This is a genomic window from Clostridium algoriphilum (assembly GCF_020443705.1).
In the GTDB taxonomy this organism is placed as follows: Bacteria; Bacillota; Clostridia; order Clostridiales; family Clostridiaceae; genus Clostridium_AD; species Clostridium_AD algoriphilum.
Genome location: NZ_JAIZZK010000035.1, coordinates 1 through 18134, shown reverse-complemented (window position 1 = coordinate 18134; position 18134 = coordinate 1). Strand labels below are relative to the sequence as shown.

13 protein-coding genes are annotated in these 18134 nt (G+C 29.8%); 7 read left to right on the top strand and 6 right to left on the bottom strand.

What is annotated here, in order from left to right:
* Positions 1-5: 5 nt before the first annotated feature.
* Entirely contained in the window at positions 6-1103 is a 1098-nt protein-coding gene (locus tag LGK95_RS18495; protein ID WP_226126395.1) for a radical SAM protein, read from the bottom strand.
* A 440-nt stretch (positions 1104-1543) separates the two neighbouring features.
* Between LGK95_RS18495 and LGK95_RS18490 the strand changes: the two genes are divergently transcribed.
* A complete protein-coding gene (locus tag LGK95_RS18490) occupies positions 1544-2938 on the top strand; it encodes a sodium-dependent transporter (protein WP_226126394.1) in 1395 nt (464 codons plus the stop codon).
* 279 nt (positions 2939-3217) lie between these two features.
* Entirely contained in the window at positions 3218-3682 is a 465-nt protein-coding gene (locus tag LGK95_RS18485; protein WP_226126393.1) for a hypothetical protein, read from the top strand.
* A gap of 51 nt (positions 3683-3733) precedes the next feature.
* Here LGK95_RS18485 and LGK95_RS18480 read toward each other — a convergent pair whose 3' ends face one another.
* Entirely contained in the window at positions 3734-5134 is a 1401-nt protein-coding gene (locus LGK95_RS18480) for an amino acid permease (RefSeq protein WP_226126392.1), read from the bottom strand.
* A gap of 68 nt (positions 5135-5202) precedes the next feature.
* Positions 5203-6864 (bottom strand): M20/M25/M40 family metallo-hydrolase, encoded by a 1662-nt coding sequence (locus tag LGK95_RS18475; RefSeq protein ID WP_226126391.1) that lies wholly within the window; start codon positions 6862-6864, stop codon positions 5203-5205.
* Positions 6865-7021: 157 nt separating this feature from the next.
* Between LGK95_RS18475 and LGK95_RS18470 the strand changes: the two genes are divergently transcribed.
* From LGK95_RS18470 to LGK95_RS18460, 3 genes are all read left to right on the top strand, one after another.
* Complete coding sequence (locus LGK95_RS18470) at positions 7022-8419, top strand: zinc ribbon domain-containing protein (protein WP_226126390.1); 1398 nt, start codon at positions 7022-7024, stop codon at positions 8417-8419.
* A 121-nt stretch (positions 8420-8540) separates the two neighbouring features.
* Positions 8541-9446, top strand: coding sequence for a zinc ribbon domain-containing protein (locus LGK95_RS18465; protein ID WP_226126389.1), 906 nt, complete (start codon positions 8541-8543; stop codon positions 9444-9446).
* A 27-nt stretch (positions 9447-9473) separates the two neighbouring features.
* A complete protein-coding gene (locus LGK95_RS18460) occupies positions 9474-10922 on the top strand; it encodes a zinc ribbon domain-containing protein (protein WP_226126388.1) in 1449 nt (482 codons plus the stop codon).
* A gap of 71 nt (positions 10923-10993) precedes the next feature.
* Here LGK95_RS18460 and LGK95_RS18455 read toward each other — a convergent pair whose 3' ends face one another.
* The 3 genes from LGK95_RS18455 to LGK95_RS18445 all read right to left on the bottom strand — a co-directional run bounded on the left by LGK95_RS18455 (position 10994) and on the right by LGK95_RS18445 (position 14597).
* Complete coding sequence (locus LGK95_RS18455; RefSeq protein WP_226126387.1) at positions 10994-12061, bottom strand: glycosyltransferase family 4 protein; 1068 nt, start codon at positions 12059-12061, stop codon at positions 10994-10996.
* A 29-nt stretch (positions 12062-12090) separates the two neighbouring features.
* Entirely contained in the window at positions 12091-13098 is a 1008-nt protein-coding gene (gene galE / locus LGK95_RS18450) for a UDP-glucose 4-epimerase GalE (RefSeq protein ID WP_226126386.1), read from the bottom strand.
* A gap of 104 nt (positions 13099-13202) precedes the next feature.
* Positions 13203-14597 carry a glycosyltransferase gene (locus tag LGK95_RS18445; protein ID WP_226126385.1) on the bottom strand — a complete coding sequence of 465 codons (1395 nt, stop codon included), beginning with the start codon at positions 14595-14597 and terminating at the stop codon, positions 13203-13205.
* Between the two features lie 213 nt (positions 14598-14810).
* Here LGK95_RS18445 and LGK95_RS18440 point away from each other — a divergent pair, with 213 nt between their 5' ends.
* Both LGK95_RS18440 and LGK95_RS18435 read left to right on the top strand, forming a co-directional pair.
* Entirely contained in the window at positions 14811-15884 is a 1074-nt protein-coding gene (locus LGK95_RS18440) for a tetratricopeptide repeat-containing glycosyltransferase family 2 protein (RefSeq protein ID WP_226126384.1), read from the top strand.
* Between the two features lie 342 nt (positions 15885-16226).
* Positions 16227-17840, top strand: coding sequence for a glycosyltransferase (locus LGK95_RS18435; RefSeq protein ID WP_226126383.1), 1614 nt, complete (start codon positions 16227-16229; stop codon positions 17838-17840).
* Positions 17841-18134 lie beyond the last annotated feature (294 nt).

The window sequence follows — 18134 nt, the reverse complement described above, 5'->3', positions numbered from 1 at the left end:
CAAATTTACCTTTTATTATTTATTAATTCTTTAACTTCTTTCTCTTTCTCAAAAAGAAGACATCCCCCATCATGTTCTCCAAGAAGCAAACCTGTCTCACTAAGCTTTCTAAACAATGGTGACTTTAAAGCCTCTCTCAAAGTACAATCTTTTAAATTAGTATCAGAATATGGTGAGAATGGACATGGTTCTGCGCAACCATCTACATTAATGTGAAAAAAACCTCTACCAGCTGCAAGGCACCCACCAGAGTATTTCTCATCACCGGGAAAGGATAAAAAAATAACATCCTCATATTGCTCCCTAAGTTTTTGCTGACCACCTTCTAATATTCCCCGTTCATAATCAGTTGGTGCCAGTTGTCTTGTTGACTCTATCACAGGCACGTACTCTACGTATATTAATGCTCTACACCCTTTAGTGTATAACTTGTCAAAAAAGGCACTACTTGAGACCGTCATAAAATTTTCAGTAGTTACAGTAACCGACGCTCCATACAAAATTCCTTTTTCCTTAAGTTTACCCATTACATTCATTAAAATATTATAAGTTCCATTCCCTCGTCTACTATCTGTCTGCTCCCTATCCCCTTCAATACTTAACATAGGTACAAGGTTTCTATTTTTGTCTAACAGCTTTATATATTCTTCATTAAGCATTGTTCCATTTGTAAATATTGGGAATATAATTTCTTTAAGCTTTGCTGCCTTTTCAATAACATTTCTTCTCATTAAAGGTTCTCCACCTGCAAGTAGTATAAATGAAACTCCAAGCTCTTTAGCTTCATTAAATAATTTTCCCCATCTTTCAATTGACATCTCATTAGGTACTGAACTTTCTCCGCAGGATTTATTTTCCCTTGCATAACATCCTTTGCAAAATAAATTGCAACTGCTAGTTATACTTGAAATCAAAAATGCAGGGACATTTTCTCCATTTGCTACAAAACTTTCTCTCCTCTTCTTTGCTTCCTTACTCCATAATGCATATTTTAATAAAAATGCAGTTTCTTTCGGATTTTTAAATGAAGCTTTTACAACACCCTTAACAATATTTTCAATTCCACTACTCATATATTCTGATAAGTTAAAATTACTCTTCATTATAAGACTCCATTTCAAATTTATTCTACACTTATTATAAATTTCTTATATGACCCCTTTTAATCTTCACGTGACCTAATGTTTTTATATTTTTTTTTTTACATAACTATTAACTATTAACATCATAATAGTTATATAATATTGTAATTCATAAAGTAAAAAAACATTCTAAATATTATTTTTTTTTATTGATTTAATGATTTAACCATGTTATAGTGATAAAAATATAACCTGATTTTTTATACACTTTAATAACATAGTACCATAAACAACAATTACATAATATAACAGCAAAGAAAAGAAAGTTATAAATTTGAGTGGTACCGCGGACATCTTTTCGCCTTATAGTGAAAGGGCATGTCTATTTTTTTGTCTTCAAACAGCTGCTACTATGAAATACATCAAGCTGTTTAAATAAATATAAAGAGGAGTGATATGTAATGGAGGATAAGAACAAAAGAGAGACGTTTTCGACTGGATTTGCAGTCTTCTTTGCAACGCTAGGTTCAGCAGTCGGTTTAGGTAACATATGGAGGTTCCCTTATTTAACAGGAGCTAATGGTGGAGGAGCTTTTCTCTTAGCATACCTTTTATGTGTCGCATTAGTTGGCATTCCAATTATGGCGTGTGAATTCTACATTGGTAGAAAATCAAGAAAAAATGCTGTAGGTGCTTTTAAGAAGTTAAAGGCTGCTAAAGGCTGGAAAGTAATCGGTTTTATGGGAGTAGCTTCAGCATTTTTAATTATGTTTTTTTATAGTTCTGTTGCTGGATGGGTTTATTCCTATGTTTTTAGGGCACTAAAAGGTGATTTTGTTGGGGTTACTGCAGCTACAGCTGAGACAAAATTCATGACAACACTCGTTGGACCAATATCTCCAATAGTATGGCAATTTATAGTTCTTGCCGTAGTTTCAGTAATTTTAATTGCAGGGGTTAAAAATGGAATTGAGAGAATAACAAAAACTCTTATGCCGGTATTATTTATACTTATTATTATATGTGATGTAAGAGCATTAACACTTCCAGGAGCATCACAAGGATTAAATTTTTTATTCCATGTGGATTTTTCACAATTAACTGGACCTGTTATATTAACAGCTCTAGGCCTCGCATTTTTCAAAATGTCACTTGGGATTGGAATAATGATTACTTATGGAAGTTATTTTACTCATGATAATGATATGATAGCGACTTCTGCAAAAGTTGCACTATCTGACTCATTAGTTTCAATCCTCGCAGGAGTTGCAATATTCCCAGCTGTATTCTCATTTGGTATGCAACCTAGTGCAGGTCCTGGACTTTTATTTATGACGATACCACTAGTTTTCTCAAAAATACCTTTTGGCAGTGTTCTGTTAGTTGCATTTTTCCTTTTAACTGCAATAGCTGCTACAACCGCAATGATGTCTATTGTTCAAGTTCCGGTTGCATATTTTGAGGAAGAAAAAGGAATGGGAAGAAAGACAGCAGTATTACTTACTACAGGTATAATAATGGTTGTTGGCATCCTCGCAACATTATCAGCTGATTCAACAAGTGTACTTGGTAATATTCATATATTAGGAAAGAAAGGATTCTTTGATTCTTTTGATTATTTATCTTCTAATATATTACTTCCAGTAGGCGGACTTATAACAGCAATTTACATTGGATACTTTGTTAAAAAAGACGATTTCAAACTAGAGTTATCAAATCAAGGAACTTTAAATAATAATGTTGTATTAAATGTTGTACACGCATTTATTAAATATGTATCACCAATTTTACTTATAATTGTTTTCTTAAATTCAATTGGCGTAATTCCTTATTTAGTAAAATTATGGCACGTATAAGTACATATCAATTTAAAATGAATAGTATATAAGTTAAAGGAGTCTCAACAATTGTTGAGACTCCTTTAATCATATATAAGTGTTTTTTTTAGTATATCGAAATTCAGTATACTCATTTAAAAAAGATCATTTTAACCATTATCTTATGACCTTTATATATTATTAATAAAACACACAAAACACACAAAACAAACATCATGTTGACACCTCTTTGACATTATTATTGGCTATAATTTGAACATAGAAATAATCAAAATAACTCAATAAGGAGAGACCAAAATGAAATATATATCTTTAAAAACCAAACTACTTACCGGATTATTAACAGGAGGCATATACTTATCATCTGTTGGAACAGCTTTTGCAGCAACTACTAAACCATTAAACATTAATGGAAAGGCACCTTTAACCAATGAGTGTAAACAAATTAACACAAAAATACAAAAGCAGTTAGTAACAAATATTGAAGACTCCGTAACTGCTAATACTATAACAAAAGATCAAGCTAATAAAATTAAAGCTGTGATAAATAAAGACAAAGTCACGAAAAAAACTACTTCAACAGTTGCCAAAACTACAACTGGGCAAGAAAGTAAAACATATTTGAATAAAAATAAAGTCAGACATATTAATCCTCTAACTGCCCTAATTAATAATGGGACTATAACTGAAACTCAAGCTGAAAAAATCTTAATGAAACAAATATACTTACACCATATTAAAATGGCGAAAAGTTTAGTTTAAGATTAATCTAATAATCGCTACTTCTTCATATCGTGCCAATTTAGCATACCTTCATAAAGTATCTTTGTCCTTATTAGAGAATAGTTTATACCCTATGTATAATATTAATATCGACGGAACTCCAAAATAAATAGCTAGCTTTTCTATAGGATCAAATAACATTGCTATTACTACTACTGAATATAATATTATTGCTGCAATTGGGGTAAATGGATAAAATAAAGTCCTATATTTTAAATCCTCAACTTTATTCCCTGCGGATGTAAATCGTTTTCTAAACCGCATTTGACATACACAATCAATAGTATATATGAATATATCTAAACTAGCTAGTAACGATATAAGAAAAAGATACACTGTGCCTGCTGCTACGAAACTTGATACAATTGCTAAAGCTGCAAAAGCTAATGATATACCAAGAGAATATATTGGAACTTTTTTTTCATTTGTCATAGCTAATATCTTAGGAGCCTGATTATGCTTTGCAAGTGACCAAAGAGTTCTTACACTTGCATGTAAAAATGAATTGGCCGATGATAATGCTGAAGTTACAACAATCACGTTAACTAAAAGTGAAGCTGAACTTACTCCTGCACTTTTGAACATATATGCAAATGGACTTCCAGCAAGATTGGCTTGCCTCCATGGAAGTACACATCCAATTAGAATAATACACGCTACATAGCATAAAGTTATCATAATTACAAATCCTCTGATAGCTTTTGGCATTTCAATCTCAGGATTTTTACTTTCACCAGCTGCATTGGCTATAATATCTGAGCCACCAAATGCAAAAATTGCAGTTAATAATGAAGCTATAATTGCCATAAAACCATTAGGGAACGCCCCACCATCAGCAACAAAATTCGTAAATCCAATAGGTTTTCCACCTATAACACCTGTGATTATTCCTATTCCTGTAATAACAAATAATATTATAGCTATTACTTTAATACTTGCAAACCAAAATTCAGTTTCACCAAAATTTTTAGATGGCAACAAATTAAGAGTAGCTAGCATTATGGTAAATAAAACCACCCAAACTAGAGAATTAACATTTGGAAAAATATTTCTCATTATAATAGATGAAGCAACTATTTGCGCAGTAACTGTAACCGCGCAACTAACCCATTTCATCCACCCTGCGGTAAATCCCATTGCAGGACTTATGAATTCTGTTGCGAAAGCTTGTACATTTCCTGAAACTGGCATTGCTACTGTAAGCTCTCCAAGACAGGACATCATTAAATACATCATTATTGCTCCAACCAAATATGCTACTACAGCTCCTCCTGGGCCTGCTGTATGAATAACATTTCCAGAAGCTAGAAATATACCTGTTCCTATTGTTCCACCAATTGCATACATCTGAATTTGTCTTCCTGACATACGCCTATCAAGGCCATCAGATTTTTCTATTACTTCCCTTATATTGCTTTTGTTTGTGTTCATATCATTCCTCCTAATTTAGTATAATTATCTTCATTAATTAACCTAGTAACAACCATTATTTATAGGTACTAATCATTATTTAAAACATGATTAATTACACTTGCTATTATTTGGGGAGTCTGTCTAATTACATCTTTCTCTAGAACTCTTTCTGTAAATTTATGCAGGTCTTTTCCATAGGGTCCTATATTTATGCTTGGAATGTTTAATCGTTTTATTGTCTCAAATGGGATATCATACATGTGTTTCCAAAGAGGCATATTGTATTGTATATGCGGTATTATTTTTTCACTTTCATTTAAGGCTGAATAACTCATGTCAGAAATGCCCATGAAATAATTTTTTTTAATATAAGTCTCATTACATACTTCACTTGCAATTTGAATTATAACTTTATCAATTTCTGTTACGCTCTTATCTAATCGTTTAAGATCATTAATTGATACATGTGGATAATAAGGTGGCGAAAATGCTATAACCACCATTGGTGTTTTATCAGATATATATTCTAACGTTTTACCGATTATTGCTAGACTACTTTCTGGTATAGTAATAGTGTTATTTTTTATATCCGTCCTTAGTTTACCGATAGTTAAGCGATAATCTTTAAGAAATTCGTCTCCAGATTGCTCAATGGCATCATTGTATATTTGTGCAAAAGTTTTAACATTACTCTTCCACGGCAAATTTTGTTGGTTTTTGTTGATTTTTCTTAAATACCTGCTATAGTTACTATTCATTTGGTCTATTACGTTTTCAAATGCATTTTTAGATATTTCAATTAATTGCTCAAGTATTATATTCGGTGTTCGCTTTAAGGTTAAAATACTAAAATATCCACCAGCAGACTCAGGTATAGATGCATCATAGAACTTTTTACCATCTCTAAAAAAAGTCCATGATGGTGGTGGTGATATTTCGTCTTCTACAATATCTGAAAAATCCGAATTAAGTTCCGTTGCATTTACAATTTGTGATAATAACAGAATCGGGTTAAATCCTTGAAAAATATCACCTATATGCGTTTTTTTACCCCTTACGTATACTACAGGCATTAATTTACCCACAGAACCTGTGTGAAAAACCCCTTCATTATTCTCTGTTTTTTGGTGTGGCTCTGAGTCAATTAAAATAGTGTACTCCAAATCAAACTTATTCTTGATTTTTTCTAACAGTTCAACGCTTTGTCTCATCCCGAGTGACAAGGACTCCTCATCCGCAACCGATACAAATAAAATATTACCAATGATATTTTGCTTTTCTGAAAATTGTTCAATAAGTGACAACTGAATTGCAACACCTGCCTTCATGTCCGCAGCCCCTCTTGCAAAAATCCATTCTCCACTTGTTAAATCATCATTAACATCTTCTGTTAATTCAACGTTTTTAAGCATTTCTTCCAATATGTCAGGGCGGTAAGCATATTCTTTAAGAGTTTGATAATCATTAGAATCTACAACATCATGATGATTAAGAAGAATAACAGTTTTTCTGCCATTTCCTTTAATTAATCCCCAGACAACTGATCTTTCTAATGGATCATTCTTAAGTGGATAACTCCCAAAGTTTGTTGCATTCTTCTGGAAATACTCTAAATTTTGTAACCAACTATAGAGATAGTTCTCAATGTCCTTCTCAAGTGGTGTTCCTGTATCGCTTTGCACAGAAATTAAATCTATTAGAATCTCTTTAATTCTTTTTTCTGAGTCTTCCATTATGACACTGGACATCTACAACACCTCCAATTATATTCGTTTAAATATATTAATATTCTTTAATGATTTTCAATGTAAATGTAAGCATATTTTTTTAGTATAGAACATATTCATAGTTAAAATAGATAATAACTATTCATTTAATTGTTAATATACGATTGGGGGATTAAAATTGAAATACTGCTCTAACTGTGGAAATAAAATTATGAAAAAAAGTTCTTTTTGCACTCGCTGTGGTAATGACTTAAGAGAAGAAGTTATCAATGATACTAGTAATGAACCTATCATCGAGGCTACTAACAATTCTATTAATAATACTACAGGTGAATCTATCATTAAAGATACTAACGATACTACTAATGAACCTATTATTGAAGCTACTGTCAATTCCATTACTGATACCATAGATATATCTACTATTGAAACTAATGAATCAATTAGCGACTCTATTTATGAGTCAATTAATAAATCTATTTACGAGTCTATCAATAAACCTACTAATGGGTCTACTAATAATATAATCCATGAAGCTATTTATGAACCTATATATGAACCTATTAATGAATCTACTGATAGTACTACTCAAGATTTTATTAATGAACCTAATACTGACCCTACTAGTGAATCTGAATTAGATCCTGTTGCAAAATTAGTTACTATTACACCTTTCAATGCTCTTAAGCGATATATAAAGTCTCCAAAAAAACTAAAGACAACCATTTTATTATGTACATTTATAATAATACTTGTGGTAGCTATTATTAATATTGGTAATTCGCTAACAAATCCTTATAGGATAGTTGCAAAATTTGAGAAAGCTGTAGCAACAAACAATTCTTCTGCTTTAGCACATATACTATACAGTGATAATAATATACTTAAAGTAGATAGTCAGAGCATTGAACCTTTACTATCTTCCTTTAAAAGTAACCCAGCATACTATAATAAAGTTATTGACAACTTAAAAAATGATGCCTTTAGTCCTAAATATATTGACAACCTCAACATAAAGTCAGACAATATATTAACTTTAGCAAATAAAGGAAATTTTCTTTTATTTTTTCATAACTACAAAATAATAATTAAACCATGTTATGTTAATATAACAACTACAGTTAAAAATGTCACTTTCTCAATTAATGGTACTCAGATAGGTAAAAGCGACTCTGATAAATATTCCAAACAATTTGGGCCGTACATTCCTGGTAACTATTCAATTGTGGCTAAGTATAAAGGTAGTTATGTAACTTTAAATAAATCTTATCCCGTGAGTCTTATATCAAAAAATAATGGTATAACAAAATTAAATGTATTAGCTAATATGACATACGTAAATATATCTTCCGATTATTCCAATGCTAAAATTTATGTTGACGGTAAAGATGCTAATGTAAAAGTTAAGGATGCTTCGAAATTTGGCCCTGTAGACAGTTCTTCAAAAATATATGCTACCTATGAAGCTGGTGGTACAACACTTAAAAGTGAAGTTTATTCAGTTTCAAGTGATGAAACAGAGCTTTACTTGGTTTTTCAAAATTATAATGCATATGGAAACAATGTTCAGAATTAAATGAAATTATTTTTAAAAAACTATGAAGGAATATTAAACTTTACATCGAATATATGTTATGTGCAATAATAGCACTAATAGCACTATTAGTAAATTATAAAGTCAATTTAGGAGGAACATTATGTCATATTGTAGCAGTTGTGGTTGTAAAATTGAAGAGGATGACTTATATTGCCCTGATTGTGGGGCTAAAGTAGATCAAACTCCAAATCAAAATAATACCTTAAATCAAAACACAGAAAAAATAGGACATGCATTTGAACATGTAAAATCAATAACAAACCAAATTAATTTTACTGAAATAATCCGTATTTTAAAAAGTTCAGCGTTAAATCCAGTTTCTGGTGGTATTGACTTTGTAACCAATGCTAAAAAAAATTCTGTTATAATTATTACAGTTATGTTAGCATTAATACAAGGCATACTAGGTATTTGGAGAATTAATGAGATAGTTAACAATTTACAAACTATAGCATTAGATTTTTTTCAGAATTTATCTTCACTAGCCAATTTGCTTGGACAAAGTTCATCTTTTAGTTTTAATGATTTAGACTCTTTAGACAAAGCTGTCAATCAAATTAAACTTCTAATTCCTATACCCTATGGTCACATATTCATTTGGAATTGTGCCATATACTTAATAGGTGTTTTTGTATTATTCATTTTTATATATTTAGGAATAAGTATACTTGCAAAATCAAACTGCATACCATTTTCAATATATAAGACTGTGTTAATTTCTAGTTTACCCATTTTATCTTGTGAAATTATCTCAATTATAGTTTCTTATTTTTCTATCTATACAGGTGTATGCTTTATTGTATTAGGTGCATTAATTTCAATTATTTCTTTAGCCATTATAGTTAAAGATAGTTTACAAGTAAAAGAAAATTTATGTGTTTTTATAGTATCTATATCTTCCCTGCTTACTTTAGTTTCACTATCTATTACGTTTCAGAATTTTATTTCTTCTGAAATATTAAATATAGTTAAAACTACTATGAGTTTGTATGGTAACTCTTTATAATAAATAAAAAGGATTGGGTGATTAAAATTGAAATTTTGCACTAAATGTGGCAATGAAATTACAGATGAAAAACTTTTTTGCACTTACTGTGGCAACGACTTAAGGAACGAATATACTAACGATACTGAATCAGTTAATAGAAATGTATCACTTAATAAAACTATATCACTTAATAAGACTGAGCCAGTTAAAGATCTTGATTCAAATATAATTACACCTGTAGAAGAAAGTACATCTAATATTAAAATGTCAAAAAAATCCAAGATAATAATGGTATTATTTGCAGTTTTAATAATAGCCTTCATAGTTATTATAAAAGTTGGTAATTCTTTATCTGATCCGAGCAAAGTTGTAACGAGATTTGAAAAAGATGTTGCTTCAAATAATGCTTCTGATTTAGCAACTATACTTTACTCTGATGATACAAGACTTAAAGTAGATAGTAAAAGCATAGCACCACTACTGTCTTATTTTAAAAGTACTCCTACATATTTCAATGAAGTTGTCGAGGATTTAAAAAATGATGCTATTAGTCCTAAAAATATAAAAAGCCTTAGCATAACCTCAGGTAATACACTTACTTTAGTTAATGTCGGTAAAAGGTTTTTGATTTTTCCTAAGTACAAAATAAACATTAAGCCCTCATATGTTAAAATAACGTCTACAGTTAAAGATGTTACCTACTCAATTAACAATACCAAGATAGGTAAAAGCGATACTGATAATTCTGCCAAAGAATTTGGTCCGTACATACCTGGTAATTATTCAATTTTAGCTAATTACAAAGGTGATTATGTTACTTTAAGCAAACCTTATCCTGTAGATCTTATATCTTCTAATAATGGGATAACAGAATTAAGTGTATTTGATGATATGAGTTATTTAAATATATCATCTGATAAGGCTAACGCTGAAATATATGTTGATGGGAAAGGCACTAATGTAAAGGTTAGTGAAGCTAATCACTTTGGTCCTATAAAAAGTTCATCAAAAATATATGCTACATACATAGAAAATGGTAGAACACTTAAAAGTGAAGAATATACAGTTGCGACTGGCGATACAGAACTTTATTTAAGTTTTGAGAATGCTACCAATGATTTAGCTGATGTTCAAACTCAACTAAAAGATCTTTTATCAAACTACGCTACCTATTTTGTAATGGCTGTTAATACAAATAGTATTTCATTAATTGATCCTTACGTAACTTATGGAAGTAGCTTATATAAAGCACAGCAATCATATATACCGACTACCTACGCAACGGGAATCAAAGAAGAGATTATATCTACATATATTACGAAATACAACATTAGTGATGATAACAAATCAGGGAGTATAACAACTTCTGAAGTATATAACATAATAGCTAAAGATGGCACTCCCTCTACTAAAACCTCTAGATTTGTGTATACATTTAAGTATATTGATTCTACTTCTAGCTATCAATTGATAACTATTAATAAAGCCCAATAAATAAAAAGCTGTAGCAGAATTCACTTTTGCTACGGCTTTTGTCAATAAGTTCCAAAAAATTCATTTAAAAGCTAATCATTTTCCTTAATAAAAGAATCTATCTTTTGACAAAGTTTTATCCATTCAAAATGCTCTCTTGTATATATTTGAATATCCCTGCATACTGTTTCCAATCTTTCTTCGTTTGAACAAACTGTTATAAGCTCATTTGCAAGAGTGTTGTAATCATCTATAGGAAATATACTGCCATATTTTTTGTCATCTGTAATATCCCATGCAGGATCTATATCAGAAGAAATTATATAGCAACCTTTGTTAGCCGCCTCGTCAAATACATTTGGAAATCCCTCAAATCTTGAAGTAAGGCAGAAAACTTTTGCTCTTAGATATTCTTCCTCGATTAATTTTCTATCATTAATTCTTCCAGTAAAAATAATTCTATCCTTTATTTCAGGATTTGTATTTATATAATTTTCAATATAGCCTTGGAAATTGGGATCTATATCTCCTATAAGTTTCAACTTCCAGTTTGATAGCTTTTTTGATGCTAGTTTAAATGCTTTAAGCAAAATCTCTGTACCTTTTTGATAAGTTCCTAATCTTCCTACTGTAATGATTATATTTTCTTTCTCTTTATATTCTATATTTCTGTTAATACCCGCGTTATAAAACCCATTAGGTATATATTCAACTTTTAATGGCCAACTTAAATCAATTATTTTTTTCAAATTCTTACATTCTACAGAAATTAAAGTACACTCATTTAACAAATTAATAGCATACTGATCAAATACTATTCTTTTTAACCAATGTATATTCATGTCAAGTTTTAAGTAAATTTTTCCTCTTGGATTAATTGATTTAAATTTTTCTATCATTTTGATATTAAAATCATAGTATCCCATAAGCAGAAGGATATCTGTATTTACTAAAACATTACTTATTGTATTATCGTCTACAATATAATGTATTGCGATGTTTTTATTTATTACTTGATCGTAATTTTCTTCATTCTTATTACATAAAATGCAACTGTTATAGTTTAAATGCTCATTAAAAATCATAGTAATTATACCCAAATCCTTATATAATTCTCCATTTAAAAAACCGGGCCAGTATAAGGTAAAATTTTTTTTCATTTTAATTATCATTCCTTTTCCTGTTCTTTTTAATATCCGTTTGGATTATTAACTTGAAAACGCCAAGCATCACGACACATATCTTGAATGTCTTTTTCTGCACTCCACTTTAAAATAGTCTTTGCTTTTATTGGGTCTGCATAACACTCCGCTATATCTCCCCTCCTACGCTCTGATATTACATATGGTATCTTTTTATTCGTAGCCTTTTGAAAGTTTTCAATTACATCTAAAACACTGTATCCCACTCCAGTTCCAAGATTATAAGGTTCTATACCTTTAGTTTTTATAATTTTATCTAAAGCTTTTATATGCCCCTTAGCAATATCTACAACATGGATATAATCTCTAACTCCTGTACCGTCATGTGTATCATAATCGCCACCGAATATGCTTAAATTTTCTCTTTTCCCCACTGCAACCTGAGTTATAAATGGCATTAAATTATTTGGTATACCACTCGGATCTTCGCCTATTCTTCCACTTTCATGAGCTCCTACAGGATTAAAATATCTTAATAAAGCTATACTCCACTGCTTATCTGATGCGTATATATCTTGAAGAATTGTTTCTATCATTAACTTAGTTCTACCATAGGGGTTAGTAGCACTTAATGGGGAATCTTCACCAATCGGTACACTTTTGGGCATTCCATATACAGTTGCAGAAGAACTGAAAACTAATTTTTTCACATTATGTTTTTTCATTTCTTCACAAAGTATAAGTGTTCCTGTAATATTATTATGATAATATAATATTGGAATTTGCATAGATTCCCCTACAGCTTTAAATCCAGCAAAATGTATTACAGCTTCTATATTATTTTCAGAAAACACCTTTTCTAGAGCAATTTTTTCTAAAATATCTACCTTATAAAATTTCAAATGTTTTCCTGTTATTTCTTCAACTCTTTTTAATGATTCCGGTTTACTATTAGAAAAATTGTCTACTACTATAACTTCATATCCTGAATTTAATAGTTCTACACAAGTATGACTTCCAATGTATCCCGCTCCTCCTGTTACTAATATTCCCATATATAGCTTTCTCCTCTTTAAATTATAATTTTCATACATTTATCATATGAAAAATGTGGAGTAATAGTTCCTAGTCATACTCTTCGTCTGTCAATGCCTACACACTATAGACTCTTCTGAAACTTAGCTACATACTCATAAGATAAGAAATATCCTTTCATGTCTTTACCTACAATACTACAAATATTATTTAATAACTTATCATCTTCTGGTGTTAATTCTGTATAATAATGAAATATAAATGGATTTGTATACCCACACTCATCAAATATTTTATATACGTCTGTTAAAGTAAAAAACTTATTATCGCTTCTATCTAAAATTGAAGTTTTATTATACATAAAACTTCCACTTAATAACTCTTTTATAACTGAGTGGTGCATTACGTTAGGAATCGTAGCAATTATATATCCTCCTGGCTTTAAAAATCTTTTTACTTCATTTAATAGTGTCCAAGGATCTTTACTTTGTTGAAGTCTATTTCCAAGAATTATATAGTCAAAAAAATTCGACTTATCTTTTTCAAAACTCATACTATAATTCCCCTCAAAATCATCTGTCATTAGTTCTAACATTTTTTTACCGAGCCTTGCTATGCAATCATTTGTCTCTATACCATATATCTTAGCGTTAGGATACTTATATTTTAATTTAAGTAATGTTGCCCCGAGTCCACAGTCAAACTCAAGTATATTTAGTTGCTTATCTTTTGGCTCATTTATGCGCTCTATTATGTCAAATTTTACTGTACTACCGACGTTAGAATTAAAACCCCACTTGTCTTCAAGTTTTTTACGATTTGTGGATAGGACATTACTAAATTTAATATAATCCTTACTAAAAGATGAACTGCCAAAATGGTGTATGAAGCTGTCATTACAAAGCATCATCTTGTATCCTGCCTCTATAATTCTCATACATAGATCATCATCTTCAAAATTTCCAGGTGTAAACCTTTCATCCATAATTCCAATCTTATTTAGAACATCTCTCTTTATAAGCATACAAAATGCTACAAGCCTGACTTTTTCTTCCCATTTATCGGAGTTTGAAATGTTATTAGCTTCAGCAAATGGAATCATATCCTTAACATCAATATAAGGAACACTTACAGACTGATAATTCGAACAATTGTTAGTTATAGATGCAGTTGCTCCAACTTTATCATTACTGTAAATACATGCTTTAAGATTATCAAGCCACCTTGGAGTAACTACAGTATCATTATTTAAAAATAAAATATCATTTTTTTTGCCAGATGCAGCTATTCCAATATTACATCCCTTTGGAAAACCTACATTCTCATCATTTAAAATAGCCACTATATCCTTTTGCTCTTTAAGCCATTCTCTTGTTCCATCAGTAGAATTATTATCCACAACAATTATTTCGTAGGTATTCTCTTTAGTGTATTTTCTTATGCTATCAATACAAATCTGGTTATAAACAAGGTTATTGTAAGTTAAAATTATTATTGAAGTCTTTCTTTTTTCAATCATTACTTTATCCCATCCTCTATCTCTTAGTGCTAGAAGTTGCGCTTCAATTACATATTATTCTTGGTATTAAAAAATGTACCTATCCTACTGCTGAATGCATATTTAATGTTGCTTGTAATAATTGGAGGATACTCAATTACTTTTATTTATAAACACGTTTACTATTTTTAACCATAGCATATTATATATTATCGATTTTTTTAGGAGGTCAATATGGTAACTATTAGTTTATGTATGATTGTAAAAAATGAGGAAGACGTTTTAGGTAGATGTCTTGAATGTGTTAAGGATATTGTTGACGAAATAATTATAGTAGATACTGGCTCAACAGATAATACAAAAAAAATTGCACAAGAATATACAGACAAAATATTTGATTTCCAGTGGATTGACGATTTTTCTGCTGCTAGAAATTTCTCTTATTCTAAAGCAAAAATGGATTTTATTCTCTGGTTAGATGCGGATGATGTCATTTTGGAAGAAGATATCAAAAAATTTAAAGAACTTAAACAAGAGTTAACTCTAGATGTAGATAATGTAATGCTAATGTATAACGTAGGCTTTGATGCAAATGGAACAGTTACCCTATCATATTTTAGAGAACGTTTATCAAAAAGAACAAATAATTCTAAATGGTCTGAGCCTGTTCACGAATGCTTAATAATGGGCGGAAACATTAAAAACATGGATATTTGCATAACACATAGAAAAGAACATGCAGCTGTAAAAGGCAGAAATATTTCCATCTATAAAAAGTTACTTTCAGATGGAAAACCTTTGAGTCCAAGAGGGCTCTTCTACTATTCCAGGGAATTATTTCAAAATGAATTTATTGAAGATGCAATAAAATATTTCAATGAATTCTTAGATACAGGTAAAGGATGGGTAGAAGATAATATAAGTTCCTGTTTTGATCTTTCTGAGTGTTATAACATTGTGGGTGATAAAAAAAGCATGCTTAAAATATTACTTAGAAGCTTTGAATATGATACTCCAAGGGCAGAGATTTGCTGTAATATAGGAACTTATTATTTTGAACTTGGGGATTATAACAAGGCTATCGTCTGGTATAAAATTGCATCAGAACTTGATAAGCCAGTTAATGGCTGGGGCTTTATATCTCATGATTTTTGGGGTTTTATACCCAATATTCAGCTTTCTGTTTGCTATGACAGATTAGGTAATAGAGACGAGTCCATTAAATATAATAATAAGGCTGCAGAATATAAACCTAACTCTCCAGCAGTAATTGCAAATAGAGATTATTTTAAAAGAACTGCTGTATAAATTATTACAAGAGGATACAATTAATTCATTTAATAGCTTAAGAAGATCGCTGAGGTTTTATAAAAATATCTTTCTTATAGTTATATGTATATATAACTATAAGAAAGAAGCTTACAACATAATTTCACATGTAAGCTTTTTTCTCTTTATATTTTTTTATAAATTTTCTATACTTTTTATCGTATTATCTGACTTTTATTTTGTTATACCTGGATATAACCCAGCCAAAAATGTTCTCTTAATGACCACTTCTGTATATTCTAAATCTCCTGATATCCCGTAATTTATATTGAAAAAATAAGTAATATTCTTTTAATGGTAGCAAATTTATAGGAGGTAAAGATGGAAGAAAATAAAATAGTATTTATCACCTGCGTAAATGATGAAAATTTATATCAGAAAAGTTTATCATATATAAAAAAACTTAAAGTACCTGAATATATGGAAATTGAAATGATAGCAATAAGAAATGCTAAAAGTATGACCTCAGCATATAATGAGGCAATGCTGAAAAATAATTCTAAATATAAGGTTTATCTTCACCAAGATCTTTATATACAAAATACAAATTTCATTTTTGATATATTAGATATTTTCAAAACAGATCTAAAAATAGGACTTATAGGCATGGTAGGCGCAAAAATCATTCCAGTATCGGGAATTTGGTGGGAAGATCATCGCAAGGTAGGAAAAGTTTATGACAGTCATAGCGGAATTATAGAATTACTTAACTTTAATGAAATTAAAGACTTGTATACGCAGGTAAAAGGAATAGATGGACTGCTAATGATAACACAATATGATTTACCTTGGAGAGAAGACATTTTTGATGGATGGCATTTTTATGATCTTTCACAGAGCATTGAATTTGTACGCAAAGGACTTAATGTTGTTGTTTCCAAACAAGAACCCGCATGGTGTATCCATGATTGTGGATATGTAAATACAGCAAATGGATTTGATGAATATAGAAATAAATTTTTAGATTATTATTCCAAAGACATATTACCATTAGTTAGCATATTGATACCTGCTTATAATCAAACTTGTTATCTTAAGCAAGCTCTTGATTCAGCATTAAATCAAAGTTATAGAAATACTGAAATTATTATATGTGATGACAGTACGACTAATTATGTAAAAGAGTTAGTTGAGCAATATATACTTAAGAGTAATAAAATTAAGTATATTAACAGTGGTGATCCATGTGGTTTTAGAGGCAAACTTACTATAGAAAAGTGTCTTGCAATATCCTCAGGAGAGTATATAAGCTATTTATTACAAGATGATCTTTACAACTTAAACAAAATAGATAGAATGATTAATTACTTCCTATATGATGATACACTTTCGCTTATAACAAGTTACAGAAGAATGATTAATGAAAATGGTAAATATCTCAGCGATAATGTTAGAACCATTCGTCAATATCCTTATGATATTCGTTTAACTGGAGAAGAGGCAGGAAGAAAGATTCTTTTTTCTATAATTAACTATATTGGTGAACAAACTACTGCAATATTTAGAAGAAATATGATGGAATTTGATATCATTAATTGTACCACTACTGATTATGATAAAAATAAGATACACTGTTTGATTGATGTATCTTTATGGTTGAAATTATTAAAAAGAGGAAACATGATTTATATCTCTGAACCACTAAGTAACTTTAGGATTCATAACCCTCAGAATAGCAATGATGATATTTTAGTTTTTTGGGCTTCAATTGATTTTTTTAACATGATTATTTCTTCCTATAAGAATAAAGTATTTATTAAAAATAGAAAAGAACTTCTAGACAGCCTCCTAGCATGGCATAAGGAGTATGCTGGAGATTTAATTAAGTTTAGTAATCTCTACAACAATAGCACTAAAGATAATGCAGAGATAATTAAACTCAAAGATGAATATATAAATTGCTATATGAAATTTATAAATATATTACTGGAGTAATTCTGAAGAAATATTAAATAACATACCAGAGTTATTTAATTTTATAAAAGCAACTATTTTTATATTTATAATTATTAGTATTTTTCATACACGTGAATATGCAATATTAACTATAATAATGTATTGTAATAATTCTTACTTACCGTAATATATTGTTTTTTTTTAAAAATACTAATAAGATAGATTTTGATAGTGTTAACTAACTTATGAAAAAACAGGAATGTAAATATTAGGGTTTTAATTGCACGTTGAAAAGTGAAAAAATACTTTGAAGAAATACAATGCAGTTTTGTT

What these genes read in the sequence shown, in the direction of transcription:
- galE (WP_226126386.1), bottom strand. Translation starts at nt 13,098, where the DNA reads ATGGGAATATTAGTAACAGGAGGAGCGGGATACATTGGAAGTCATACT.
- LGK95_RS18435 (WP_226126383.1), top strand. Translation starts at nt 16,227, where the DNA reads ATGGAAGAAAATAAAATAGTATTTATCACCTGCGTAAATGATGAAAAT.
- LGK95_RS18485 (WP_226126393.1), top strand. Translation starts at nt 3,218, where the DNA reads ATGAAATATATATCTTTAAAAACCAAACTACTTACCGGATTATTAACA.
- LGK95_RS18490 (WP_226126394.1), top strand. Translation starts at nt 1,544, where the DNA reads ATGGAGGATAAGAACAAAAGAGAGACGTTTTCGACTGGATTTGCAGTC.
- LGK95_RS18455 (WP_226126387.1), bottom strand. Translation starts at nt 12,061, where the DNA reads ATGAAAAAAAATTTTACCTTATACTGGCCCGGTTTTTTAAATGGAGAA.
- LGK95_RS18495 (WP_226126395.1), bottom strand. Translation starts at nt 1,103, where the DNA reads ATGAAGAGTAATTTTAACTTATCAGAATATATGAGTAGTGGAATTGAA.
- LGK95_RS18475 (WP_226126391.1), bottom strand. Translation starts at nt 6,864, where the DNA reads ATGTCCAGTGTCATAATGGAAGACTCAGAAAAAAGAATTAAAGAGATT.
- LGK95_RS18480 (WP_226126392.1), bottom strand. Translation starts at nt 5,134, where the DNA reads ATGAACACAAACAAAAGCAATATAAGGGAAGTAATAGAAAAATCTGAT.
- LGK95_RS18465 (WP_226126389.1), top strand. Translation starts at nt 8,541, where the DNA reads ATGTCATATTGTAGCAGTTGTGGTTGTAAAATTGAAGAGGATGACTTA.
- LGK95_RS18445 (WP_226126385.1), bottom strand. Translation starts at nt 14,597, where the DNA reads ATGATTGAAAAAAGAAAGACTTCAATAATAATTTTAACTTACAATAAC.
- LGK95_RS18440 (WP_226126384.1), top strand. Translation starts at nt 14,811, where the DNA reads ATGGTAACTATTAGTTTATGTATGATTGTAAAAAATGAGGAAGACGTT.